Genomic DNA, 22,488 nt, shown 5'->3' on the forward strand with positions numbered 1-22,488 from the left:
CTAAGCGCCGGTAAACGGCGGCCGTAACTATAACGGTCCTAAGGTAGCGAAATTCCTTGTCGGGTAAGTTCCGACCTGCACGAATGGCGTAACGACTTGGGCGCTGTCTCAACCAGGGACTCGGCGAAATTGCAGAACGAGTAAAGATGCTCGTTACCCGCGACAGGACGGAAAGACCCCGGAACCTTTACTGCAGCTTGGTGTTGGGTCTCGGCATGCGTTGCGTAGGATAGGCGGGAGACTGTGAAGCTCGGACTCCGGTTCGGGTGGAGTCAACCTTGAAATACCGCTCTTCGTGTGTTGGGACTCTAACCCTGGTCCGTGATCCGGATCGGGGACAGCGCCTGGTGGGCAGTTTAACTGGGGCGGTTGCCTCCTAAAAGGTAACGGAGGCGCCCAAAGGTTCCCTCAAGCCGGTTGGCAATCGGCTGTCGAGTGCAAGGGCACAAGGGAGCTTGACTGCGAGACCGACGGGTCGAGCAGGTGCGAAAGCAGGGCCTAGTGATCCGACGACTCCTAGTGGTAGGGTCGTCGCTCAACGGCTAAAAGGTACTCCGGGGATAACAGGCTGATCGCGCCCAAGAGTCCATATCGACGGCGCGGTTTGGCACCTCGATGTCGGCTCGTCGCATCCTGGGGCTGGAGCAGGTCCCAAGGGTCGGGCTGTTCGCCCGTTAAAGCGGTACGCGAGCTGGGTTTAGAACGTCGTGAGACAGTTCGGTCCCTATCCGTCGTGGGCGTAGGAGATTTGAGGGGAGCTGCCCCCAGTACGAGAGGACCGGGGCGGACGGACCTCTGGTGTGCCAGTTGTCGCGCCAGCGGCACGGCTGGTTAGCCACGTTCGGCAGGGATAAGCGCTGAAAGCATCTAAGTGCGAAGCTCGCCCCAAGATGAGATCTCCCACGGGGTTGACCCGGTAAGGCCCCTCGCAGACTACGAGGTTGATAGGCCGGAGGTGTAAGCACGGTGACGTGTTGAGCCGACCGGTACTAATAGGCCGAGGACTTGGCTTTGATGCTCGCGCTCGCTATCGAGTTCACAGGTGCTCCTGTGGGACTCGCGCCTTCAGCGGATTCCGCTCTCGGCGGCCCTTCGGTGGTCGCCAGCGGCGGAAGCGCCGTTTCGGTGGCTATAGCGGAGGGGAGACACCCGGTCCCATTCCGAACCCGGAAGTTAAGCCTTCCAGCGCCGATGGTACTGCCCTGGAGACGGGGTGGGAGAGTAGGTCGCCGCCGAGACATCTTCGAACGAGAGCCGCCTTCGGGCGGCTCTCTTCGTTGTGGGGCCTGGCGGGGACCATTGCGCTTCGCCAGAACCCTCGACGGTTGGCCGCAGGCCGGGTAAGCTCCCTGTCTTGGCGCCGGAGGGAGCGACGCGACGTCCGGCGTGGCCGGCTCGGCCCGGTGCCTGTCCTGGGAGGGACCTTTGGGATTTCAACCCGACTTCGACGTGGGGATCATCGGCGGCGGGCCCGCCGGGGCGGCCATGGGCGCGTACCTCGGCCGTGCCGGCGTCAACTGCGTGATCTTCGAGCGGGAGCTGTTCCCCCGGCCCCACGTGGGCGAGTCGCTTGTCCCCTCGGTGAACCGGCTTCTCCAGGACCTCGAGCTGCTCCCAGCGATGGAGCAGTTCAAGTTCCCTCACAAGTTCGGCGCCGTGTGGACGTCGGCGGCCACACCCAAGGTCTACTCGCACGACTGGGAAGGGCTCGCGCCGGTCACGGAGGCGAACGTCACGTTCGGCGACCGTCCCCTGTCGGGGGTGACGCAGCGGCACACCTACCACGTGGACCGCGGCGTGTTCGACAACCTGCTGCTCCATCACGCGCACAAGCTGGGCGCGCACGTCTACGAGGGCGTGTCCGTGAAGGGGGCCGACTTCTCCGAGCCGGACCACGTTCGGGTGCGGTACGGGTTCGGGAACAAGGACCTCTCGACGACCGTGCGGGTCCTGGCCGACGCCAGCGGCCGGCGCACCCTCATCGGAAACCAGCTGCGCTGGAGAATCAAGGACCCCGTGTTCGACCAGTACGCCCTCCACACGTGGTTCGAGGGCTACGACCGTCTGGCCTTCACGCAGGACAAGGGCTTCCGCGACTACCTCTTCGTCCATTTCCTGCCGCTCACCAACACCTGGGTGTGGCAGATCCCCATCACCGATACGCTCACCAGCATCGGCGTGGTGACCCAGAAGAAGCACTTCGCCTCGGGGAGCAAGGCGTCTCGGGAGCAGTTCTTCTGGGACTGCGTGGGGACCCGGCCGGAGCTGTGCGAGGCGTTGCGCGCCGCGACGCAGGTCCGTCCGTTGAAGGAAGAGGGCGACTACAGCTACGCCATGGAGCACCTGGCGGCGGACCGGCTGGTGCTGCTGGGTGACGCGGGCCGCTTCGTGGACCCCATCTTCGCGACCGGCGTGAGCATCGCCTTTCACTCCGCGTTGTTCGCGAGCCAGGACGTCGTCCGCGCCATGGAGAAAGGGGACTTCTCGCGGTCGTCCTACCAGAGCTTCTCCGCGAACATGGGCCGCGGCATGAAGAACTGGTACGAGTTCATCACCATCTACTACCGGCTCAACGTGCTGTTCACCGCGTTCGTGAACGATCCGAAGTACCGGCTCGACATGCTGAAGCTCCTGCAGGGCGACGTCTACGACGAGGAACAGCCCGCGGTGATCTCCCGGATGCGCGAGATCGTGACCGCCGTGGAGAAGAACGAACGCCACCCCTGGCACAAGCTGCTGGGGGACCTCACCTCGAACGCGTTCAAGGACGCCGCCTTCCGCGCTGCGGTCTAACCCGGTCTCGAGCCGCCGATGGAAGAAGCGTGACCGGACTCGGTCGACGACGCCGCGCATTCGAACGCCGGCGCTAGGCTAGCTGGAGATGCCTCGCGCGCTTGAGCCCCGACCCGGCAAGTCCGGACGCCGTTCCCCCCGTAGGGAGGTGTCGCTTCCTCGCGACGTGGTGGAGGAGGTGAGAAGGGCGGCCCGGCCCGGCCAGGGGGACGACGCCTTGCGGCACCTGGGGCGCGCGGTGGAGTTGCTGGGGCGCGGGGACACCCGCCAGGGGGGAATCGAGGCCGAACGCGCCAAGACGATGGCACCGAGGTCGGGAGCCGTCCGGGAGGTCCTGGGTCTCGCCTACTACGGGGCGGAGCGCTGGCAGGAGGCCCTCCGGGAGCTCCAGGCGTACCGGCGGATGACCGGGCGGGCGGACCAGAACCATCTGATCGCCGATTCCTACCGGGCCCTCGGCAGCCCCGAGAAGGCCATCCCTCTGGTGGAGGAGGCCTTGCGCGCCCGGATCCCTGAGGAGTCGAAGGCGGAGGCAGCCATCGTCGCCGCCTCGGCGCTCGCCGACATGGGGCGGTTCGAGGAGGGGCTGGCCGTCCTGCACCGAATCCCGACCAGTCCCGAGGTGGGGCGCCCACACGACCTCCGGGTGTGGTACGTGACCGGCTCGATCCTGGCCCGAGCGGGGCGCCGGGAGGAGGCGGCACAGGAGTTCCGCCGGATCCTCCGCCACGACCAGACGGCGTTCGACGCCGCCGAGAGGCTGGCGGAGCTGGCCTGAGCCATCGGGGACCGGTCCGGCACTGGGCGCCGGCGTCAGTCCCGCCCTTCGCGCTCCCCGCGCTTCTTCCAGTACCGGACGAGCCCGGCCGCGTTCATCTGCATGCTCGAAAGGACCTCGTAGCGTTCCATGGCCGCTGCCGGCTCTCCGGCATCGGCGAACTCCGCAGCCGTTCGCTGGCGGAGGATCTCGGCGACGCGGTCCAGCTCGTCGGTCTGATCGAGGGCCTCACGCACGATCCCGGCCCATTTGCGCCACCTCGACGTGGCCAGCTCGCAGACCTCGTCCACCTCGAGAACGGGCCCGTAGTGGCTGAACATGAGCACCGTCTCGGCTCGTTCGCGGATGCGTTCGATGCTGGCGGTCGCCACTTCGAGATCGATGTCGGGCGGCGGCGTGGCCGGCCGGAGCACCCCGACGTCGGGCAGGTGGATGCCCAGGGCGTCGCCGGTCCACAGGGCCCCGCTGGCGGACTCGATGAGGCTGATGTGGTGCGACGCGTGACCGGGCGTGTAGAGGACCTCGAGGTCCCGATCGCCGAGCGGGATCTTGTCGCCGTCCGACACCGAGCGCATCCGGTCGGCCGGCACCGGGTCCATGGCGCCGAACAGTCCGCGGAGGCGCTGTTCCCCGTACAACCTCGACGCGCTGGCCAGGAGCCTGGTGGGGTCCTCCAGGTGAGGAGCTCCGCGCTCGTGGACCCACACGGTGGCATTGGGGAACCGGGCGGCGAGCGTCCCCACCCCGCCGGCATGGTCCAGGTGGATGTGGGTCACCACGATGTGGGCGAGGTCTCGCTCCTCTACCCCCAGCGTACGCAGGCCCAGTGTGACGGCGTCGACGGAGGTGGTGGGGCCCGTCTCGATCAGGGCCGGCTCGCTCGCAGAGACGAGGTAGGCCGAGGTCACCATGGCACGCCCGGTCATCCGGGTGTCGATCCCCGTGACGCCCGGGGCGGCCTCGAAGGTCGACTCCACGGCGGCCAGTGTAGCCATCGGGCCTTCCGCTCCTCGAAACCGCAGGTCAAAGGGGTGGGAGGCCGAATTGTCACTGGGGGGCGCTACGGTCGCTGGCGAAGAAAGGAGGAGCCATGGTCACGGTCAACGTGGTCGTGCTGGCGGGCACCGTCGCGGCGGAACCGGTCGAGAAGACCATGCCGTCCGGGGACAAGCTGACGGAGCTCCGACTTTCCGTTCCGGAGGCCGGCAAGCGCCTCCTCCCCCTCCCGATCGCCGTCTGGGACCGGACCCTGGCCAGGACCGCCCTGAAGGGCGTCGGCAAGGGCGACGAGGTCCTGGTGCACGGCCTGCTTGCCCGGCGGTTCTACCGGAACGGAGACTCGGGTCGAGCTGTGATGGAGGTGGTGGCGACAGGGATCAAGAAGCTCCAGAAAACAGAAACCGAATAGCGCGCGCTTCGCAGGCTGGGGGGCCTCTCGACTCTCGCGTGCTGGGGCGGACCTCCGCCCTCGAGTGCAGGCGCGGGACTCTCGACCAGCGGGTGCGATCGTGGGGACCCGGCTACCCGGCTACCGGAGAGGGACCTCGGCTACCGAGAGGGACCTCGGCTACCGGAGAGGGCGAAACACCATCCCGGTCCGCGGCTTCGGCCAGAAGTAGGTCGACTTCTGGGGGAGTCGCTCGCCGCGCTCGATCACGGAGCGGATCCGCTCTACCCGGGTGGGAGGCAGGAAGAACGCTGCCGGCGCTTCGCCGCGGAGGACCGCCGCCTCCGCAGCGGCGGCGTCGGGCAGGAACCTGACCTTCGAGCCGCCCAGCACCTGGTCGTGCAACGCGTAGACGGTCGGTGGAGGGCCCTGAAGCGAGCCCACACGATGCACCACGCCTCCATTTTCCCGGGACGCGGTGCCGAAGGTGAGGTCGTCGTCCCGGATCAGCGCCAGGATCTCGGCGAGGTCGTGGACCGGGGAGCCTTCCGGCGCAGCGTGCCCCTCGACCAGTACGCGGTGGATCGGCAGGACGGGCGGGTCCTCGGACCCCGCGTCCACCACCAGCATCATCATGTGGTCCCAGGGGCCGGGTCCGTGCTGGGCTCGCATCTCCTCCCGGTACGCGAGCGCCACCGAGTACCGGTGGTGGCCGTCCGCGATCAGGAGCTGCTCGGCGCTCAGCCAGGCCGCGATCTCCGGGGCGTCTTCCACGATCCACAGGCGGTGCTGGACGCCCTCTTCGTCCGTCGTCATGCGGTCGGGCTCGGACGCCATGACGTGGTCGAGCAGCTCGGCCATGGGACGGGATGGGCCGCGGGCCAGCGAATAGACGGGCGACAGGTTCGCCTGCACGTGGCGGAGCAGGCTGAGGCGGTCGGCGACCGAGTCCGCCATGGTGGCTTCGTGGGGGATGATCGAGCCTCCCCACGGCTCCAGCTCGACCTGGCAGATCACTCCGCGGACGCGCCGCGGCCGGCCCTGGTAGCTGAAGCGCATCTCGTACGGGAACCAGGCCGGACGTCCGGTCTGGACGAGGACGCCCTCGTCCTCCCACCGGCGGAGATCCCGAGCCGCCGCCGCGTACCGGGTGGAGGAGTCGGGGGTGCCGGTGTCCTCTCGGGCCAAGATCAGCCGCACCACGTTGTAGGGGCTGGCCTGGTACAGGCGGTGCTGCTGTTGGGGGCTGATAGTGTCATAAGGAGGCGCGACGACCCCGTCCAGGGATCCCACCCGCGACAGGTCGAACAGGAGGCCGGTGAAGGGTGAACCGCGAGGCACCTCGCCTGTATAGCACTCCTCCGGAGGACCAGTCCGCATATGCCCTGTACTGCAAGGGACAGCAGTTCCTTCAGGACGGGCATCCGCACCAGGCGGCCATGTTCCTCTCCCGGGCCCGGCTCATGGAGCCCGAGAAAGCCTCCATCCGCGAGACGCTGGCCCGGGCCCTGTTCATGTCGGGCCGGGTCGCCTGGGCTCGCCGCGAGTTCGCGAAGGCGGTCCAGATCGACCCGGTGAACGACTACGCCCACTTCGGGCTGGCACTGGCCTGCGAGCGGACCGGCCAGCGGGCCCGCGCCATCGCGCATCTCAAGCTGGCCATCGCCATGCGGCCGGGGATGCACGACTACGAGCGGGCGCTGGCTCGGTTGGCCGGGTGATCGGCCGAGCCGCGCTGGCCGACCGGTACGACTGCTTCCTGCTCGATCTGGACGGGGTCCTGTATCGAGCCGACGAACCGATCCCCGGCGCGGGCGACGTGACGCGATGGCTCCGGGAACGGGGCAAGGGTCTGGCGTTCGTCACCAACAATTCCAGCAAGACCCCGCACCAGGTGGCCGAGAAGCTCGACCGGATGGGGGTCGAGGCCTCGCCCGACGAGGTGGTGACCTCGGCGCTGGCGACCGCCGTCCTGGCGGCCGGTCCAGGGTCCGATCCGCCTACGTGATCGGTGAGACCGGGCTCCGCACGGCCCGGGAGGATGCGGGGATCGAGGTGCAGGACGGCGACGCGGACCGCGCCGATGCCGTGATCGTGGGTTGGGACCGCGGGGTGATCTACGACCGCCTCCGCCGGGCCGCCCTGCTCGTGCAACGCGGCGCGAAGCTGGTGGCCACGAACGGCGATGCCTCCTATCCGGCTCCCGAGGGGAACTGGCCCGGCGCGGGTGCCATCCTCGCCGCCATCACCACCACCGTCGGCAGGCCCGCCGACGCCGAGGGTGGGCAAGCCCCACCGCCCGCTGTTCGAGGCCGCGCTGGAACGGGCCGGCGGCGGCCGGCCCCTGGTGGTTGGCGACCGCATCGACACGGACATCGCCGGGGCGGCCGAGATGGGCTGGGACAGCCTGCTCGTTTTCACCCGCGTCGCCACGCCGACCGACCTCGTGCGGGCGGATCACCTCCCCACCTCTGCGGCGAACGACCTCTCGGCCCTCACGCGCGAGACGCCCCCCTCCGTCCACCCCGCAACGGGAGGTTACGCCGGGGCCGTCGAGCGCCTCCTCCGGAACTCAGGGCTGGACGCGGAGGGCGTCGGAGGGCGCCTCGCCGACACGCTCATTGCGGTTACGGAGGCCGACAGCATCGTCGGGACGGTGGCCCTCGAACACTTCGGGCCCGTCGCGCATCTCCGCTCGCTCGCCGTCGACCCACACGCGCGGGGAGCGTACGTGGGGACCCTCCTGTGCGCGCACGCGGTGCGCGAAGCGCGCACCCGAGGAGCCCGGAAGATCTATGCGGTGACCGAGACGGCGGCCGGTTTCTTCGAGGACCTGGGGTTCGATCGGTCGGGAACCCGCGAGTCGGTTCCCGAGCCCATCGCCGCAACCCCGCTCATCCGGGACCAATGCGCGGCGGGGGCGGTGGTGTTGCGCCTCGACCTCGAAGGTGCTGCCGGGACGGGGGCGCGACCGGACGGGGCCGCGACCGAGCCGACGCGGTAGCCCGCGGCAGACCCGGCCGTTTCGAGCTCCCCGTCGAGCTACCAGATCGGAGGCGGGGCGGTGGGGCGCCGCCACGGCTCCTTCGGGAAGAACAGCAGCGCCGCGATCACGCCGGTGACGAAGCCCCCGATGTGCGCGAAGTAGGCCACTCCTCCGTTGACGTGCTGGGCGAGCGACGTCGCCCCGGAGAAGAACTGGAGCACGAACCAGAACCCCAGCACGACCACCGCCGGGAGCGAGATCAGGGAGAAGATCAGGAAGACGGGGACGAGGGACAGGACCCGCCGCCGGGGGAACATCACCAGGTAGGCGCCCAGGACTCCCGCGATCGCCCCCGACGCGCCGAGGCTCGGGATGATCGAGTTCACGCCGGTGAGGATCTGCGTCGCGGACGCGATGATCCCCGATGCGAAGTAGAACACGATGTAGGCGAGCGGCCCGATCTTGTCCTCCACGTTGTTCCCGAAGACCCACAGGAACAGCATGTTGCCCCCGATGTGCAGCCAGCTCTCGTGCAGGAACATCGCCACGAACACCGACTGCCACCAGCTCTTGGTCGGGCACCGGCGCTGGAGGACCTGCTGAAGGGCGGCGCCCTCACCGGGGATCTCCTGGTCGATGGCGGCTCGCGCGGGCGCTCCACCCTGGGCCAGGCTGGTGTGGTGGGTGACCTCCCACGGGATCTCGGCATGGCAGAAGAAGAACAGCTGCTGGTTCACTCCGTTCTGACCCGGGTTGAACGTGGGCTCCCACGCCATGAACGCGAGCACGTTGAGGGCGATGATGGCGAGGGTCACCCATGCCGTGCGGCTGGTGGGGTTCTCGTCGCGGATCGGGATCAGCACCGCCGGTAGCCTACGCCGAGAGGCGATTCCGGCCGGTCGTGTTCAGGCCTACGCCGAGTCAGGCGTTCTGGCCGGTCGTGCTCAGGCCGGCGCGTTGGGGGGCTCGGCCACCGGCCCCAGCCCCGTTCGGCGCGCCGTTCGCGGACCTCTTCCGGGCCGGGTTCAGCCGGCTCGTGGCGAACCGCGTGACGATCGCGTCGAACTCCGCGTGGTGCTCCAGGAACACTGCGTGGCCGGCCTTCGGGAACTCGTGGATCCTGCCCCGTCGGAGCTTCGCGGCCAGCGCCCGCGAGTCGGCCGGCTGGACCAGCCGGTCCCGCCCGCCGTAGAGCACCAGGGTCGGCGTGCCGATCTCGCCGAGACGGTCCCGGAAGTCGAACCCGGTCATGGCCCGGAACGTGTCCGCGCGCACCGGCGGCGGGACGGACGCCGCCAGGTCCCGCACGAAGCGGACGTGCTCGGGTCGGGCGCCGTCGCCGAACCCGGTTCGGATGAGCCGGTAGCTCGCGGCCCGCGCGTCGACCGTTCCGGCTTCTCGGGCGAACCACCGGTCGACGACGCTGTTCTCCACGGCCAGCTGCATCGCGAGGGTCAGCATGCGGGAGGGGATCGACGAGCCCGGCCACCGGCGGTCGCCGGCGGCGGTGTGCATGCCCGGCGTGGCGACGAGCACCACACCCCGGACTCGGCGCCGCGCAGTCTCCGGATGCCGGAGCAGATACCCGAGCGTCAGCACGCCCCCCAGGCTGTGCCCCGCCAGCACGAGCCCGTCGCCGGGGGCGTCGTCCACCACCCGGGCCAGCGCCTCCACGGCCAGGTCGAGCGTCAGGTGCGAGCGCGCCACTGCCGTGGAGTGCCCGTTGCCGGGGAGGTCCCATGTCACGGCGGCCAGACGGCCGGACGCCAGGGAAAGCTTCTGGTGGTGCCAGATCGCCTCCGTCACGCACCAGCCGTGCGTGAACACGAGCACGCCCGGCGCTCCGTGCTGGGGGCCGATCCGCTCCGTGTAGATCCGCGACGCCGGGGGCCCCGAATCACGTGGGGACGTCCCCGGGCCGAACCGAGGAGCTCGTTTCCGTTGGCTTCCGCGAACGGGTACCTGGGCCCGGCCGCCAGCCTCCCTACCGCGAACGCGGCGAGCGCGCCTGCCGACCCCAGCACGACCCGGCGGATGGAGCCCATCAGCCGTTCACCGCGTCCGGTCCGGATCGTCCTTCCTCGCGTACGCGAGCGGAGCTCAGAGGAGCTTCCTCAGCGACAGCAGGTCCGACAGGCTCGCCTGGATCTTGATGTGGCCGGCCAGGTAGGAGGAGAACAGGCTCTTGTTGCCGTCGATCATGTCCACCAGGTCGTCGCTGGTGGCGCTGACGCGGATGTGCGCGTCGGGGGCGGGCCCGGCGTGCAGCTCGTCGAACCGCCCGTCGGCCAGCTCCGTCCAGTACCGGGTGTCCAGGTCCGAGACGTTGACCTCGACGACCCGCGGGCTGGACAGGGCGCGCGTCAGATTGGCCTGTGCCGCCTCCGGAGCGTCGTCCAATCGACGGATCAGCTCGTTCAGCTTCTTTTCGACCGTTCTGGCCGTGGCCACGCTACTCCCTGGTCGGGCCTCGTGGGGAAGGAAACCGCGTGGTAAGAGCGCCGCGCATTATAGCGAAGGGGCCCGCCTCAATGGACCCGCCTGCTGGGCTCCCGCCTGCTGGGCTCCCGCCTGCGGGCCTCCCGCCTGCGGGGCTCCCGCCTGCGGGGCTCCCGGTCCATGGGCAGGAACACGCGGGGTATCCTTCGGCCGAGGGCCGGATGGAGCGGCGATGCCGTTCGGACCGGCCACCTAGGGAGGAGGACGGGATGATCGAGGACGTCCGCAAGTACGTCGAGGCGGGGCTGGGCTCGCTCACGCCGGCCCGGGCCCGGGACATGGCGCGCTCGCTGCTCCAGGGCCAGGGCTCGGACCAGGTCAACCGGGTTGCCGGGACCCTCATGGAATGGTCCCGGCGGAGCCGGGAACGCGTCACCGAGCTGGTGCAGTCCGAGGTCAAGCGGCAGCTGCGCGCGGTGGGCGTGGCCACCCGGGACGACCTCGACGCGTTGCGCAAGCGCGTCCGCGACCTGGAGAAGGCGCCCGCCCCGGCACAGGCCTCGGCCCGGTCCTCGAGTACCGCGCGCAGCCCCGCCAGGAAGTCCAGCCCCAGGAAGTCCGCAGCCAAGAAGACCACGGCGAGGAAGTCGGCCGCGAAGAAGTCGACTTCCAGGAAGTCAATGGCGAAGCGAGCCGGCGCCGGTTCCTCGTCCGGAGGCGGTTCCTCGTCCGGCTCCGGCTCCCCGTCGGGCGCCGGCTCTTCGTCGGGCCCCGGTTCGTCGTCCTGACGGTGCGCCGGCGGCTCGACAGCGAGCTGGTTCGCCGCGGCCTGGCGGGCTCACGGACCGAGGCCGCCGACGCTGTTCGCTCCGGCCTGGTCACGGTGGCCGGCCGGCCCGCGGCGAAGCCCGCCACCCTGGTCGCTCCGGAGGAGCCCATCGGGTTGGCCCGGCCGCCGCGCACCTTCGTGTCGCGGGGCGGCGACAAGCTCGCGGCGGCGCTCGACCGGTTCGGCGTCGATCCGGCCGGGCGTGACTGCCTCGACGCCGGCGCCTCCACCGGTGGCTTCACCGACTGCCTGCTCCGGCGCGGCGCGGCTCGGGTCGTCGCGGTGGACGTGGGGTACGGCCAGCTGGCCTGGTCGATCCGGCAGGATCCGCGGGTCGTCGTCCTGGAACGGACCAACGTCCGCGAGCTTGAACCGGAGACGTTGCCCTTTCCGCCCGACATGGTCACCGCCGACCTGTCCTTCATCTCGCTCCACCTGGTCCTTCCGGTCCTTCGCCGGGTGGCGGCGCCGGGGGCGGAGTTCGTCGTGCTGGTGAAGCCGCAGTTCGAAGCCGGCCCGGCCGACGTCGCTTCCGGAGGGGTGGTGCGGGACCCAGCGGTGTGGGAACGGGCGCTCCAGGGCGTCGCCCAGTCGTTCCGTGAGGTCGGCCTGCACCCGGGGGCCGCCATGGCGTCGCCCCTGCTGGGGCCGGCCGGCAACGTGGAGTTCTTCCTGCACGCCGCCGAGGGCCTCCCCGACTCGGTCGACGCCCGGACCCTGAAGGCGGCGGTCCGGGAGGGTCTCGAGCTCCGGGCGGCCTCGTGACCGGGGAGTGCCCGTGGCGACGGACGGCGACATGACCGGAGCCGCGTCGTGACCACGGTCGGGTTCGTCATCCACGGAGGCCGGCCCGCCGCCGTCGAGGCGGCTCGCGACCTGGTGGCCTGGCTGTCGCACCAAGGGGTCGCCTCGCGCAGCCTCATCGAGGACCGCCTGGACGCGGACGAGGTCACCGGCCTGGAGGGCTTTCCCGCCGGGCTGGGCTTGGTCGTCTCGGTGGGCGGCGACGGCACCTTCCTGCGGGCCGCGTACCAGGCGCTCAGGGCCGGCTGCCCGGTGCTTGGAGTGAACGTGGGCCGGATGGGATTCCTGACGGAAGTCGACCCGCCCGAGGCCATCCCCCTCCTGGAACGCGCCATCGCCGGCGTCGCCCGGGTCGACGACCGGCTGGCCGTGGTGGCGGAGCCCGAGCGAGGGACCGACTGGTCCGAGCCGCAGTGGGGCCTGAACGAGGTCATGGTGGAGAAGGGAGCCCGGCACCGCGTGGTCCGCCTGGCCGTGTTCTTCGACGGCGACTACGTGACGACGTTCTCCGGCGACGGGGTGATCGTGGCCACGCCCACGGGCTCCACGGCGTACTCGTTCTCTGCCCGGGGGCCGATCGTCAACCCGTCGGTGGAATGTCTGGTGGTGACGCCGATCGCCGCGCACATGGTGTTCGACCGGTCATTCGTCCTGGGGGCGGGCGAGCACGTCACCATCGAGGTCCTGGGAGAGGAGCAGGGCCTGCTCTCGGCGGACGGCCGGGCGAGCATGCCCCTGCCGGTGGGCTCCCGGGTCAGGGTGCGGGCGGCGGACCAGCGGCTCCGCATGGTGCGGAAGGAAGCCGCCGGGACGTTCTACGGAAAGGTCCGGGACCGCTTCCACCTTCCCGACGAGCGCGACCTCGGGCGGGACTGACCGGATTCTCTGTCACACCCCCGCTGTAGGATCGCCGCGTCGTGCTCCTCGAACTACACATCGCCGGGATCGGGGTCATCGAGGACCTCGACCTCGAGTTCCATCAGGGGCTGAACGTGCTGACCGGCGAGACCGGCGCCGGGAAGACCATGGTCACGGTGGGGCTCACGCTGGCCCTGGGCGGGCGCGCCTCGGCCGTCCTGGTCCGGCGCGGCTCGAAGCGGGCCCGGGTGGAGGCCAGGTTCTTCGCCCCGCCATCGCCCGGGGTGGGGGAGTGGGCCGAGGACGGCGAGGTCGTGCTGGCCCGCACGGTGTCCGAGGAAGGAAAGAGCGCCGCCCGCATCGGCGGCCAGATCGTGCCGGTCTCGGCGCTGGCCTCCATCGCCCCCGAGCTGGTCGAGCTGCATGGCCAGAACCAGGTCCAGCGGCTGCTGGAACCGGGGGCCCAGACCGGGTTCCTGGACCGGTTCGCCGGACCCGAACACGTGGCCGTGGCGGAGGAGTACCGCCAGGCCTACGAGCGGCTCCGCCGGGTCCGGCTTCGCCTGGACGAGCTGGACCGGGAGGCTCGAGACCGGGAGCGAGAGAAGGACCTGTTGGCCTATCAGGTCCGGGAGATCGAGTCGGCCGGGGTCCACCCCGGAGAGCTCGCGGGCATCGAGTCCGAGACCGCCCGGCTCGCCCATTCGGAGCGCCTGCTGGAACGGGCCCGGACGGCCGAGGACGCGCTCGGATCGGACGGCTCGGCCGCCGACCGGCTCCACGAGGCCGCGTCCGCGCTCAGGGACGCCGCTGCGGTCGACCCCGGCGCGGCCGGTGCGGCCGAGCGAGCGACCCAGCTGGCCCAGGAGGCATCGGACCTGGCCCGCGACGTGCGGGACTACCGGGAGGAGCTCCGGGCCGATCCCGCCCGGCTGGAGGAGCTCCAGGAACGGCTCCATGCCCTCCGCTCGCTGGAGCGCAAGTACGGCGAGGGCGAGGACGGCATCCTGGCGTACCTGGAGCAGTCGCAGGCCCGACTCTCCAGTCTGGCCGGGGCCGACGACGAGCGGGCCGGTCTGGAGGCGGAAGCCACGGACATCGACCGGACGGCCCGGGGCCTGGCCGACCGGCTCTCGGCCGGCCGGGCGGATGCCGCGCCTCGCCTGGCGGAGGCCCTGGAAGCCGAGCTGCACGAGCTCGGCATGCAAGGCGCGTCCGTCCGGGTGACCCTCGAGTCGCAGCAGGAGGAGCTCGGGCCGTCGGGGCGGGAGCGGGCCCAGCTGCTGTTCTCGGGCGGCCCCGGGCAGGCACCGCTGCCGCTGTCGAAGGTGGCGTCCGGCGGCGAGCTCTCCCGGACCATGCTGGCGTGCCGCAGCGTCATGGCCGATCTGGACGCCGTGCCGACCCTGGTGTTCGACGAGGTCGACGCCGGGATCGGGGGCCGGGCAGGCCTGGCCGTGGGGAGGCGCCTGGCTCGCCTGGCCAGGACCAGGCAGGTCCTGGTGGTCACGCACCTGCCGCAGATCGCCTGTTTCGCCGACCGCCACGTCCGGGTCCGAAAGCGCGAGGGCACGGCCACGGTCTCTGTTCTGGATCAGACCGAGCGGGTGGCCGAGATCTCCCGCATGCTGTCCGGCCTCCCGGAGAGCGATGCCGCGGTCTCGCACGCGGAGGAGCTGCTGGCCGAGGCGGAACGGGAACGCGATGTGGGGGCCAGGTCACCGCCGGCCGGGAGGCGCTGAGCCGCCAGGGCGCCCGCTGGTTCGCTACCCTTTCCCTGGACGGTGCCGTCCCCGAAGGTCCCGTCCCGGTCGCAGACCGCGGATCGCGCGCTGGGAGGATCCCCACGGCCATATCGAAGCCCAGAAGCCTCCTGCCGAGGCTGCCGTTCCGGCGCGTCCGGCGGGCCGAGGGCACCGCGCGCGTGGACCGCCGCACCAAGAACCTCCTGCGCCGCATCCACCCCGGCGAGATCGCGATCATCGACCACGAGGACCTCGACCGCGTGGCCGCCGAGGGACTGGTGGACGCCGGCGTGGCGGGAGTGGTGAACGCGGCGAAGTCCATCAGCGGGCGGTACCCGAACCTGGGCCCGCTGATCCTGGTCCAGGCCGGCATCCCCCTGGTCGACGGGGTCGGCCGCCTGATCGTGGACAAGGTGGCGGAGGGCCAGCCGGTTCGCCTGGAGGGCGATCGCATCTACGCCGGCGACGTGCTCGTGGCGGTCGGGATCCGCCAGACCGAGGAGTCCGTCGTCACGGCGATGGAGGCCGCTCGGGTGGCGCTCGCGGAGCAGTTCGAGAGCTTCGCCCGCAACACCGTGGACTTCATCCAGCGGGAACGCGACCTGCTGTTCGGAGGGACCGGACTCCCGGAGCTGGTCCATCACATCGGGGGGCGGGCCGTGCTGGTGGTCGTGCGGGGCTACCACTACCGGGAGGACCTCTCGGTCCTGCGTCCGTACATCCGCGACGTCGGCCCGGTCCTCATCGGCGTGGACGGCGGCGCCGACGCGCTGCTCGACGCGGGGTACCGGCCCGATCTGATCATCGGCGACATGGACAGCGTGTCCGAGCGGGCCCTGCTGCTGGCCCGCCGGGAGACCACGTGGCGCCGCCGCCCTCCCGTCGAGGTGGTCGTGCACGCCTACCCCGGCGGCCGTGCGCCCGGTCGCGCCCGACTGGAAGCGCTGGGGGTCCCGTACAGGGTCATGGAGAGCACGGGAACCAGCGAGGACGCGGCGTTCCTGCTCGCCCACGGAAAGGGCGCGGAGCTGATCGTCGCGGTCGGCACCCACGGGAACCTTCGCGAGTTCCTGGACAAGGGGCGCATGGGCATGGCCAGCACGTTCCTGGTCCGGCTCCGGGTGGGCGAGATCCTCATGGACGCCAAGGGCGTGTCGCGGCTGTACAGCGGCAGGGTCCGGGGGCGGGACATCGTGCTCCTGGTGGGCTCGGCGCTGTTCGCTATGCTCGTCGTGGCCCTGGTGTCACAGCCGTTCCGGCTGTTCCTGCACCAGATCCTCGACCAGCTCCAGGGGCTGTTTTGATCTCGTTCCGGTACCACCTCGTCTCGATCGTGGCGGTATTCCTGGCCCTCGGCCTGGGGATCCTGACGGGGACCACCGTCCTCAACCAGCACCTGGTCAAGAACCTGAAGAATCGCACCAAAGCCGCGGAGCAGGACGTCGCGAGGTACCGCCAGCAGGTGCTGGACGTCCAGGGGCAGGTCAGCGAGCTCCAGACCTTCATCCAGGACGCCCGGCCGTTCCTGATCGACGGGAAGCTCCAGGGCGAGCAGGTGGTGCTCCTGACCCAGGACGGATCGGACCCGGCCGCGGTGGCCGAGGCCAAGAGCGCGCTGCTGGACGCGGGCGCCAGGGTCACCTCGCTGGACCTGACCGGTCGGATGGCCCTGGCGGACCCGGCCAGCCAGAGGGACCTGGCCGCGCTCCTCGGCCTTCCCGCCGACACCTCGCCCCAGACCCTCCAGGCCACCGCCGCCCGGAGCCTGGGCGACCGCCTGGCGGGGGGGCCGCCCGCCACCGACCTACCGCAGCCGAACGCCCCCCACGACCTGCTGGAGGGCCTGCTGTCGAAGGGCTTCCTGAAGGCGTCCTCCCTCACGCCGGCCCAGGTCCCCCAGATCGGGGGGCCGGACCAGACCTTCGTGGTGGTGGGCGGAGGCAACTCGAACCCCGCCGTCCCCCTCCAGTCGTTCCTGGTCCCGCTCGTCGCGCAGCTCGGCCAGCACACGGGCGTTCCGGTCGCGGCGGGGGAGAGCACCGCGACCACCACCTTCCCGTTCGTCTCACTGCTCCGTGGCGACAGCCAGCTGGACTCGGACCCGATGGTCACCGTGGACGACCTGGACCCCGACCACGCCGGAGGCGTCGCGCTGGTCCTGGGGCTGCGGAACCTGCTGCTCACCGGGCAGGGCGGGAACTACGGCCTCAAGGACGGGAACGACGGCATCCTGCCGAAGGCGGCCTAGGACGGCCTAGATGTCCGCTGCCGCGAAGCGCGAACTGGCGAAGCGCGAACCAATCAAGCGCGAGTGGGCGAAGCGCGAGTGGGCGAACCCGGTGAAGCGGGCTCCGAAGGTGCTGGCCATCGTGGCGGCCAGAGACGAGGCGGCTTCCGTGGCCGCCACCGTGCGGGCCCTCCGTGGCCTCGCTGGGGTCGCCGAGGTGGCCGTGGTGGACGACGGGTCCCTCGACCGCACCGCGGAGGCCGGGAGGTCCGCCGGGGCCCGGGTCCTGCGGACGCCTTGGGCACTCGGAAAGGGCGGCGCGCTCGAAGGGGCGCTGGACCGCCTGCCCCGCGCGGACGTCTACCTGTTCGTGGACGGCGACATCGGGGCGACCGCCGCCGGCATCGAGCCCGTCCTGGACGCCGTGGTGTCCGGGACCGCCGACCTGGCCGTCGCTGTCCTGCCCGCGCCGGTGGACGGCGGGTTCGGGGTGGTGAAGCGGGTGGCGGCGAGCGTAGTGCGGCGGGTTTCCGGGTTCTCTGCCCAGGCGCCCCTGTCGGGCCAGCGGGCCGTCACTCGGGAGTGCCTGGGGGCGTGCCGGCCGCTGGCTCGGGGATTCGGGATCGAGACGGCCATGCTCGCGGACGCCGCCAGGATGGGGTTCCGGGTGATGGAGGTCCCCGTCGATGTCGAGCACCATGGCACCGGACGGACCGTGGCCGGGTTCCGCCACCGGGCCGGCCAGGGCGTGGACATCGCCGCCGCTGCCGTGCCGAGGCTGCTGGGGATACGGTGAGCGCTTCCGTCGACCACGCGCCAACCGCTCGATCGAGAGGAGTGGACGATGCCGGTGCAGACCTCGAATCCAGAAGCCCTCCACGAGCCGACCACGTACAGCCACGTGGCGGTCGGAACGGGGAACAGGATGGTGTTCGTCGCTGGTCAGGTGGCCCTGGATCCCCGCGGCACGCTGGTCGGGGACGGAGACGTGGCCCAACAGGCCGTCCAGGCGTACCGGAACGTGGCTGCGGCGCTCGCGTCGGTCGATGCGCCCATCGAGAGCGTGGCCAAGGTCACCACGTTCGTCGTGGGCCACCGGCCCGAGCTGCTCGGACCGATCGGGGAGGCCCGGAGGGCGGTGTTCGGCGACCACATGCCGGCGAGCACGCTGGTGGGCGTGCAGGCCTTGGCCCGGCCCGAGTTCCTGATCGAGGTCGAGGCCGTCGCTGTGGTCGACTGAGCGGTCGCGGGCCGGTGCCATGAGGTTCGTCGAGGGGATCCTGGCCGGGGCCGGACTCATGGTGGTCGCGCTGGCCCTGATGCCGGATTCGCTCGCCCGCCGGCTCGCCGAACGGAACTACCGCGGCGCATCCGTGCCCGCAATCCTGGGCGTGGCCCTCGCGGCGCTGGCGGTCCTGGTCCCGGGCCTGTCGAACGCCGGGCACGCCCTGTGGGGCCGTCCCTTCGCCCAGATCCCCTGGCGGGTGGTGGCAGCCCTGGCCGTGGTGGCGGTGGCCGGGCTCCTGGACGACCTCTCGCCTCATGGTCCCCGGGGGATCCGGGCCCACCTGCGGGCCCTCGCCACCGCGCCCCCGACCACGGGCATCGTCAAGCTCGTGGCCATCCTCGCTGCCTCCGTGGTGGGCCTGTACGGCTTCCGGCCCGACGGGGTGCAGCTCGCCCTCGGCGTGGTCGTCGCCGCCGGCTCGGCCAACCTCTGGAACGGCCTCGACGTCGCCCCGGGCCGAGCCGGGAAGGCGTTCCTGCCCGTGATGGCCGTGCTCATGCTGTATCTGCCCACCCTGCCGTTCGCCCTGCTGGTCGGGGCCGCGGTGGTCGCGCTCCGCGTCGATCTCCGGGAGCGCGCGATGCTGGGGGACTCCGGCTCGAACCTCCTGGGGTTCGCCGTCGGGCTGGGGCTGGCGTTGCGCCTGCCCACCTGGCAGCTGGCCGTCGCCGCCGGGGCGATCGTCGCTCTCAACGCGCTGGCCGAGACGGTCACGCTGTCCCGGCTCATCGAAGCCACGCCGCCCCTTCGGTGGGTGGACCGCCTGGGCCGCCGCCAGGCCCGCGAGGCCAGCGAGGCCCGCGAGCCCTCTCGTCCCTGAATTTCTCGCCAAACGGCGAGCTTTGCACTTCGAACCGGAGACTCGGCCCCGGCCCTCTGCTAGCATGAAGTCCCGAGGTGCCTGAGCACAGGAAGTTCATCTTCGTCACCGGTGGCGTGGCGTCCGGCCTCGGGAAGGGAATCACCACCGCATCCCTGGGCCGCCTGTTCAAGTCTCGGGGCCTCCGGGTCACCCTCCAGAAGCTCGACCCCTACATCAACGTCGACCCGGGCACCATGAACCCGTTCGAGCACGGCGAGGTGTTCGTGCTGGACGACGGCGCCGAGACCGACCTCGACCTCGGGCACTACGAGCGGTTCACCGACGAGAACCTCCACCGCGGCTCCAACGTCACCACCGGCGCCGTGTACCAGTCGGTGATCGCCAAGGAGCGCCGCGGGGAGTTCCTGGGCAAGACCGTCCAGGTCATCCCCCACATCACGAACGAGATCAAGCACCGCATCCGTTCCCTGGCGGAAGCTGAGGACGCCGATGTCGTGATCGTGGAGGTCGGCGGGACGGTCGGCGACATCGAGTCGCTGCCGTTCCTGGAAGCCATCCGTCAGCTCCGGAACGAGGTCGGGCGGGACCACTGCGCGTTCGTCCACGTCTCGCTGGTGCCCTTCATCGGCCCCACCGGCGAGCTGAAGACGAAGCCCACCCAGCACTCCGTGAAGGAGCTGCGGTCGCTCGGTCTGCAACCCGACGTCATCGTGTGCCGCTCGGACCGGCCGCTGTCCCGGAACCTCAAGGAGAAGATCTCGCTGCTGTGCGACGTCCCCATCGACGCGGTGGTGGCCGCCGTCGACGCCGAGTCCATCTACCAGGTCCCGCTGGTGCTGCACGCCGAGGGGCTGGACGGCTACCTGGCCCACCACCTTCGCATCGACGCCCGGCCGGACCTCACGGAATGGCAGGGCCTGGTCGATCGCATCGACCGCGCCACCACGCCGGTGACCGTGGCCATCGTGGGGAAGTACGTGAACCTCCGCGACGCCTACCTCTCGGTGATCGAGGCCCTCGGCCACGGAGGCTTCGCGCACGGTGTGCACGTGGACATCCGGTGGGTGGCCTCCGACAACCTGGTCACCGGGGCCGACGAGGTCCTGGAAGGCGTGGACGGCATCCTGGTCCCCGGCGGGTTCGGGTGGCGCGGCGTGGAGGGGAAGCTCGAAGCCATCCGCTACGCGCGCGAGCGCGGCGTCCCGTACCTCGGCCTGTGCCTGGGGCTCCAGACCGCCGTCATCGAGTTCGCCCGGGACGTGTGCGGGCTGGAGAACGCGAACTCCTCCGAGTTCGACCCGAACACGCCGCATCCCGTGATCGACCTGCTGCCGGAGCAGGCCGGCGTGACCGACCTCGGCGGGTCCATGCGCCTCGGCGCGCAGCCGTGCCACCTGGTCCCGGGGACGCGGGCGCAGGCCGCGTACGGCGCGGAGGTCGTCGACGAACGCCACCGCCACCGCTACGAGGTCAACCCCGCGTACCACCGAATCCTGGAGGACCATGGGCTGGTGTTCTCGGGATGGTCGCCGGACCGGCGGCTGGTCGAGATCATCGAGCTGCGCGACCATCCGTACTTCGTGGCGGGCCAGTTCCATCCGGAGCTCCGCTCCCGGCCCACGCGTCCACATCCGCTGTTCCGCGAGTTCGTCGGCGCGGCGCTGGCCCATCGGAGCGAGCCGCGCGTGCCGGCAGCGGTCCGCGGCTAGTCCGGCTCAGACTAGACGAACCGAGGTGGAGCCGGCGGAGTCCCGAGAGGTCTTCCGCGGCACGTTGATCCGGGTCGAGGTGGAGTCCTGGCCGGCAGGGGAGCGGGAGGTCGTCCGGCACCCCGGCGCGTGCGGCATCGTGGCGATGACTGCCGACGGCGAGGTCCTGCTGGTCCGCCAGACCCGTGAGGCCATCCGGGCCGACATCCTGGAGATCCCCGCCGGGGTCCTGGACGTTCCCGGGGAGCAGGCGGCCGCGTGCGCGGCCCGCGAGCTGGAGGAGGAGACCGGGTACGCCGCCTCCGACGTCCGGCCGCTCGCAATGATCCACACCTCGCCCGGCTTCACCGACGAGGTCATCCATCTGTTCACCGCTCGGGCCTCGCCCGCGGCAGGTCGCACCCCGGAGCACGGCATCGAGGTGGTTCCGATGCCGCTGGGCGAGGCGGTGGGCGCCGTTCGCGACGGACGCATCACCGACGCCAAGACGGCGGTGGCGCTGCTCCTGACCGCTGAGCGCCGAGGCCAGTGAGCAACCCGGGCGCCAGGGCGCGCGTCGGCCGCCGAGGTAGCGCGTCCTCACGAGACCTCGATGTCATGGCCCTCGTGGCAGAAGCTGTCTCCGACCGACCCCGTCGGGTACGCTCTCAGCGAGGTGAGGGTTCCAGCAGGAGGACCGCCGTGATCGTCGGCGTCCCGCGCGAGGTCAAGGACAACGAGTACCGCGTGGCGCTCACACCCGAGGGCGCCCGCGAGCTGACCCACGCCGGGCACCAGGTCCTGGTGGAGAACGATGCCGGCGCCGGTTCGTCGCTGTACGAGGACCGCTACGTCCGGGCCGGCGCCGAGTTCGTGCCGACGGCGGAAGAGGTCTGGCGCGCCTCCGACATGATCATGAAGGTCAAGGAACCCATCGCATCGGAGTACGACCTGATGCAGGAGGGCCAGATCCTGTTCACGTACCTCCACCTGGCCGCCAGCAGGGAGCTGACCGAGGCGCTGATGCGGCGCAAGGTCGCCGCGGTCGCCTACGAGACGGTCCAGCTCGACGACGGGCGGCTCCCGCTGCTCGCGCCCATGAGCGAGGTGGCCGGGCGCATGGCGCCGCACGTCGGCGCGCGGCTGCAGGAGAAGGAGTACGGCGGCCGCGGCATCCTGATGGGCGGCGTCTCCGGCGTGCGACCGGCCAAGGTGCTGGTGATCGGAGCCGGCATGGCGGGCACCAACGCGGCGTGGATCGCGGCCGGCATGGAGGCCGAGGTCATCGTGGTGGACAGGAACCTGGACAAGCTCCGGTTCATCGACCAGGTCATGCGGGGACGCGTGATGACGCTGATGTCCGACCGCCTCACCCTGGAGCAGCGGGTGCGGGAGGCCGACATCCTGATCGGGACGGTCCTCGTCCCGGGGGCGAAGGCGCCGCGGCTGGTCACCGAGGAGATGGTCGAGTCCATGCGGCCGGGTTCCGTGATCATCGACATCTCGATCGACCAGGGCGGATCCGTGGAGACGTCGCACATGACCACACACTCCGATCCCACGTACGTCGTCCACGGCGTCGTGCACTACGCGGTGGGGAACATGCCGGGGGCCGTCCCGAACACCTCCACCTATGCCCTCACCAACGTGACGCTGCCGTACGCCCTCGACATCGCGAGCCGGGGACTGGAGGACGCTGCGCGCCGTGACCCCGTCCTGGCCCGCGGCGTCAACGTGTACGCGGGCTCCGTTTCGAACTCGGGGGTCGCGGAGGCGCACGGGCTGGAAGCGGTCCCCATCTCGTCGCTCATCGACGGCGTCTCGGCGTAGGGAAGAGCGGCGG

At 70.9% G+C, this 22,488-nt stretch carries 23 protein-coding genes and 2 rRNA genes; 20 read left to right on the forward strand and 5 right to left on the reverse strand.

Going from position 1 to position 22,488, the window contains the following annotated elements:
- The 4 genes from M3Q23_05110 to M3Q23_05125 all read left to right on the forward strand — a co-directional run.
- Positions 1-1,013, forward strand: a 23S ribosomal RNA gene (locus M3Q23_05110); the annotation flags it as partial.
- Positions 1,014-1,121: 108 nt separating this feature from the next.
- A 5S ribosomal RNA gene (rrf, locus tag M3Q23_05115) occupies positions 1,122-1,238 on the forward strand.
- Positions 1,239-1,485: 247 nt separating this feature from the next.
- Positions 1,486-2,793 carry a tryptophan 7-halogenase gene (locus M3Q23_05120; GenBank protein ID MDP9341483.1) on the forward strand — a complete coding sequence of 436 codons (1,308 nt, stop codon included), beginning with the start codon at positions 1,486-1,488 and terminating at the stop codon, positions 2,791-2,793.
- Positions 2,794-2,941: 148 nt separating this feature from the next.
- Positions 2,942-3,571: a tetratricopeptide repeat protein gene (locus tag M3Q23_05125; GenBank protein ID MDP9341484.1), complete on the forward strand. Its 630-nt coding sequence runs from the start codon at positions 2,942-2,944 to the stop codon at positions 3,569-3,571.
- Between the two features lie 35 nt (positions 3,572-3,606).
- On the opposite strand, the gene M3Q23_05130 is transcribed toward M3Q23_05125, so the two are convergent.
- Complete coding sequence (locus M3Q23_05130) at positions 3,607-4,566, reverse strand: MBL fold metallo-hydrolase (GenBank protein MDP9341485.1); 960 nt, start codon at positions 4,564-4,566, stop codon at positions 3,607-3,609.
- 95 nt (positions 4,567-4,661) lie between these two features.
- Between M3Q23_05130 and M3Q23_05135 the strand changes: the two genes are divergently transcribed.
- Positions 4,662-4,979, forward strand: a complete 318-nt coding sequence (locus M3Q23_05135; GenBank protein ID MDP9341486.1) for a single-stranded DNA-binding protein — start codon at positions 4,662-4,664, stop codon at positions 4,977-4,979.
- A gap of 159 nt (positions 4,980-5,138) precedes the next feature.
- Here M3Q23_05135 and M3Q23_05140 read toward each other — a convergent pair whose 3' ends face one another.
- Positions 5,139-6,299: a DUF1015 domain-containing protein gene (locus M3Q23_05140; GenBank protein ID MDP9341487.1), complete on the reverse strand. Its 1,161-nt coding sequence runs from the start codon at positions 6,297-6,299 to the stop codon at positions 5,139-5,141.
- Between M3Q23_05140 and M3Q23_05145 the strand changes: the two genes are divergently transcribed.
- From M3Q23_05145 to M3Q23_05155, 3 genes are all read left to right on the forward strand, one after another.
- Positions 6,284-6,679 (forward strand): hypothetical protein, encoded by a 396-nt coding sequence (locus M3Q23_05145; GenBank protein ID MDP9341488.1) that lies wholly within the window; start codon positions 6,284-6,286, stop codon positions 6,677-6,679. The genes M3Q23_05140 and M3Q23_05145 overlap by 16 nt on opposite strands.
- Entirely contained in the window at positions 6,676-6,966 is a 291-nt protein-coding gene (locus M3Q23_05150; protein ID MDP9341489.1) for a hypothetical protein, read from the forward strand. Before M3Q23_05145 ends, M3Q23_05150 begins: the two co-directional genes overlap by 4 nt.
- Before the next feature lie 273 nt (positions 6,967-7,239).
- Positions 7,240-7,962, forward strand: coding sequence for a GNAT family N-acetyltransferase (locus tag M3Q23_05155; GenBank protein ID MDP9341490.1), 723 nt, complete (start codon positions 7,240-7,242; stop codon positions 7,960-7,962).
- Between the two features lie 38 nt (positions 7,963-8,000).
- Here the strand turns inward: M3Q23_05155 and M3Q23_05160 are convergent, their stop codons facing one another.
- The 3 genes from M3Q23_05160 to M3Q23_05170 form a co-directional block, all read right to left on the reverse strand.
- Entirely contained in the window at positions 8,001-8,804 is an 804-nt protein-coding gene (locus M3Q23_05160) for a rhomboid family intramembrane serine protease (protein MDP9341491.1), read from the reverse strand.
- A gap of 61 nt (positions 8,805-8,865) precedes the next feature.
- Entirely contained in the window at positions 8,866-9,777 is a 912-nt protein-coding gene (locus tag M3Q23_05165; protein MDP9341492.1) for an alpha/beta hydrolase, read from the reverse strand.
- 267 nt (positions 9,778-10,044) lie between these two features.
- Complete coding sequence (locus M3Q23_05170) at positions 10,045-10,395, reverse strand: SCP2 sterol-binding domain-containing protein (protein MDP9341493.1); 351 nt, start codon at positions 10,393-10,395, stop codon at positions 10,045-10,047.
- A 257-nt stretch (positions 10,396-10,652) separates the two neighbouring features.
- Here M3Q23_05170 and M3Q23_05175 point away from each other — a divergent pair, with 257 nt between their 5' ends.
- From M3Q23_05175 to ald, 12 genes are all read left to right on the forward strand, one after another.
- The gene (locus tag M3Q23_05175; GenBank protein ID MDP9341494.1) at positions 10,653-11,171 is read left to right on the forward strand and encodes a hypothetical protein; all 519 of its coding nucleotides are present in this window, start codon (positions 10,653-10,655) and stop codon (positions 11,169-11,171) included.
- Positions 11,168-11,977: a TlyA family RNA methyltransferase gene (locus tag M3Q23_05180; protein ID MDP9341495.1), complete on the forward strand. Its 810-nt coding sequence runs from the start codon at positions 11,168-11,170 to the stop codon at positions 11,975-11,977. The genes M3Q23_05175 and M3Q23_05180 overlap by 4 nt, the downstream gene beginning before the upstream one ends.
- A 48-nt stretch (positions 11,978-12,025) precedes the next feature.
- Positions 12,026-12,892: an NAD(+)/NADH kinase gene (locus M3Q23_05185; GenBank protein MDP9341496.1), complete on the forward strand. Its 867-nt coding sequence runs from the start codon at positions 12,026-12,028 to the stop codon at positions 12,890-12,892.
- Positions 12,893-12,933: 41 nt separating this feature from the next.
- A complete protein-coding gene (recN, locus tag M3Q23_05190) occupies positions 12,934-14,616 on the forward strand; it encodes a DNA repair protein RecN (GenBank protein ID MDP9341497.1) in 1,683 nt (560 codons plus the stop codon).
- A 182-nt stretch (positions 14,617-14,798) separates the two neighbouring features.
- Positions 14,799-15,923, forward strand: a complete 1,125-nt coding sequence (steA, locus tag M3Q23_05195) for a putative cytokinetic ring protein SteA (protein MDP9341498.1) — start codon at positions 14,799-14,801, stop codon at positions 15,921-15,923.
- Positions 15,920-16,867: a copper transporter gene (locus M3Q23_05200; protein MDP9341499.1), complete on the forward strand. Its 948-nt coding sequence runs from the start codon at positions 15,920-15,922 to the stop codon at positions 16,865-16,867. The genes steA and M3Q23_05200 overlap by 4 nt, the downstream gene beginning before the upstream one ends.
- Before the next feature lie 10 nt (positions 16,868-16,877).
- Positions 16,878-17,642 (forward strand): glycosyltransferase, encoded by a 765-nt coding sequence (locus M3Q23_05205; protein MDP9341500.1) that lies wholly within the window; start codon positions 16,878-16,880, stop codon positions 17,640-17,642.
- A gap of 48 nt (positions 17,643-17,690) precedes the next feature.
- Entirely contained in the window at positions 17,691-18,086 is a 396-nt protein-coding gene (locus M3Q23_05210; GenBank protein MDP9341501.1) for a Rid family hydrolase, read from the forward strand.
- Between the two features lie 19 nt (positions 18,087-18,105).
- Positions 18,106-18,954 carry a hypothetical protein gene (locus M3Q23_05215; GenBank protein MDP9341502.1) on the forward strand — a complete coding sequence of 283 codons (849 nt, stop codon included), beginning with the start codon at positions 18,106-18,108 and terminating at the stop codon, positions 18,952-18,954.
- Positions 18,955-19,031: 77 nt separating this feature from the next.
- Positions 19,032-20,666, forward strand: coding sequence for a CTP synthase (locus M3Q23_05220; GenBank protein ID MDP9341503.1), 1,635 nt, complete (start codon positions 19,032-19,034; stop codon positions 20,664-20,666).
- A 25-nt stretch (positions 20,667-20,691) separates the two neighbouring features.
- On the forward strand, positions 20,692-21,198 hold the full coding sequence (locus tag M3Q23_05225) for an NUDIX hydrolase (GenBank protein MDP9341504.1): 507 nt from the start codon (positions 20,692-20,694) through the stop codon (positions 21,196-21,198).
- Positions 21,199-21,347: 149 nt separating this feature from the next.
- Positions 21,348-22,475 (forward strand): alanine dehydrogenase, encoded by a 1,128-nt coding sequence (gene ald, locus M3Q23_05230; GenBank protein MDP9341505.1) that lies wholly within the window; start codon positions 21,348-21,350, stop codon positions 22,473-22,475.
- The last annotated feature ends 13 nt before the right edge of the window (positions 22,476-22,488 follow it).

Source organism: Actinomycetota bacterium, from assembly GCA_030774015.1.
Taxonomy (GTDB): Bacteria; Actinomycetota; UBA4738; order UBA4738; family JACQTL01; genus JALYLZ01.

Bases quoted from the DNA above. Each gene is read 5' to 3' on its own strand.
- M3Q23_05175 (MDP9341494.1), top strand. From the start codon at position 10,653: ATGATCGAGGACGTCCGCAAGTACGTCGAGGCGGGGCTGGGCTCGCTC.
- M3Q23_05130 (MDP9341485.1), bottom strand. From the start codon at position 4,566: ATGGCTACACTGGCCGCCGTGGAGTCGACCTTCGAGGCCGCCCCGGGC.
- M3Q23_05210 (MDP9341501.1), top strand. From the start codon at position 17,691: ATGCCGGTGCAGACCTCGAATCCAGAAGCCCTCCACGAGCCGACCACG.
- M3Q23_05135 (MDP9341486.1), top strand. From the start codon at position 4,662: ATGGTCACGGTCAACGTGGTCGTGCTGGCGGGCACCGTCGCGGCGGAA.
- M3Q23_05215 (MDP9341502.1), top strand. From the start codon at position 18,106: ATGAGGTTCGTCGAGGGGATCCTGGCCGGGGCCGGACTCATGGTGGTC.
- M3Q23_05120 (MDP9341483.1), top strand. From the start codon at position 1,486: ATGGGCGCGTACCTCGGCCGTGCCGGCGTCAACTGCGTGATCTTCGAG.
- M3Q23_05205 (MDP9341500.1), top strand. From the start codon at position 16,878: ATGTCCGCTGCCGCGAAGCGCGAACTGGCGAAGCGCGAACCAATCAAG.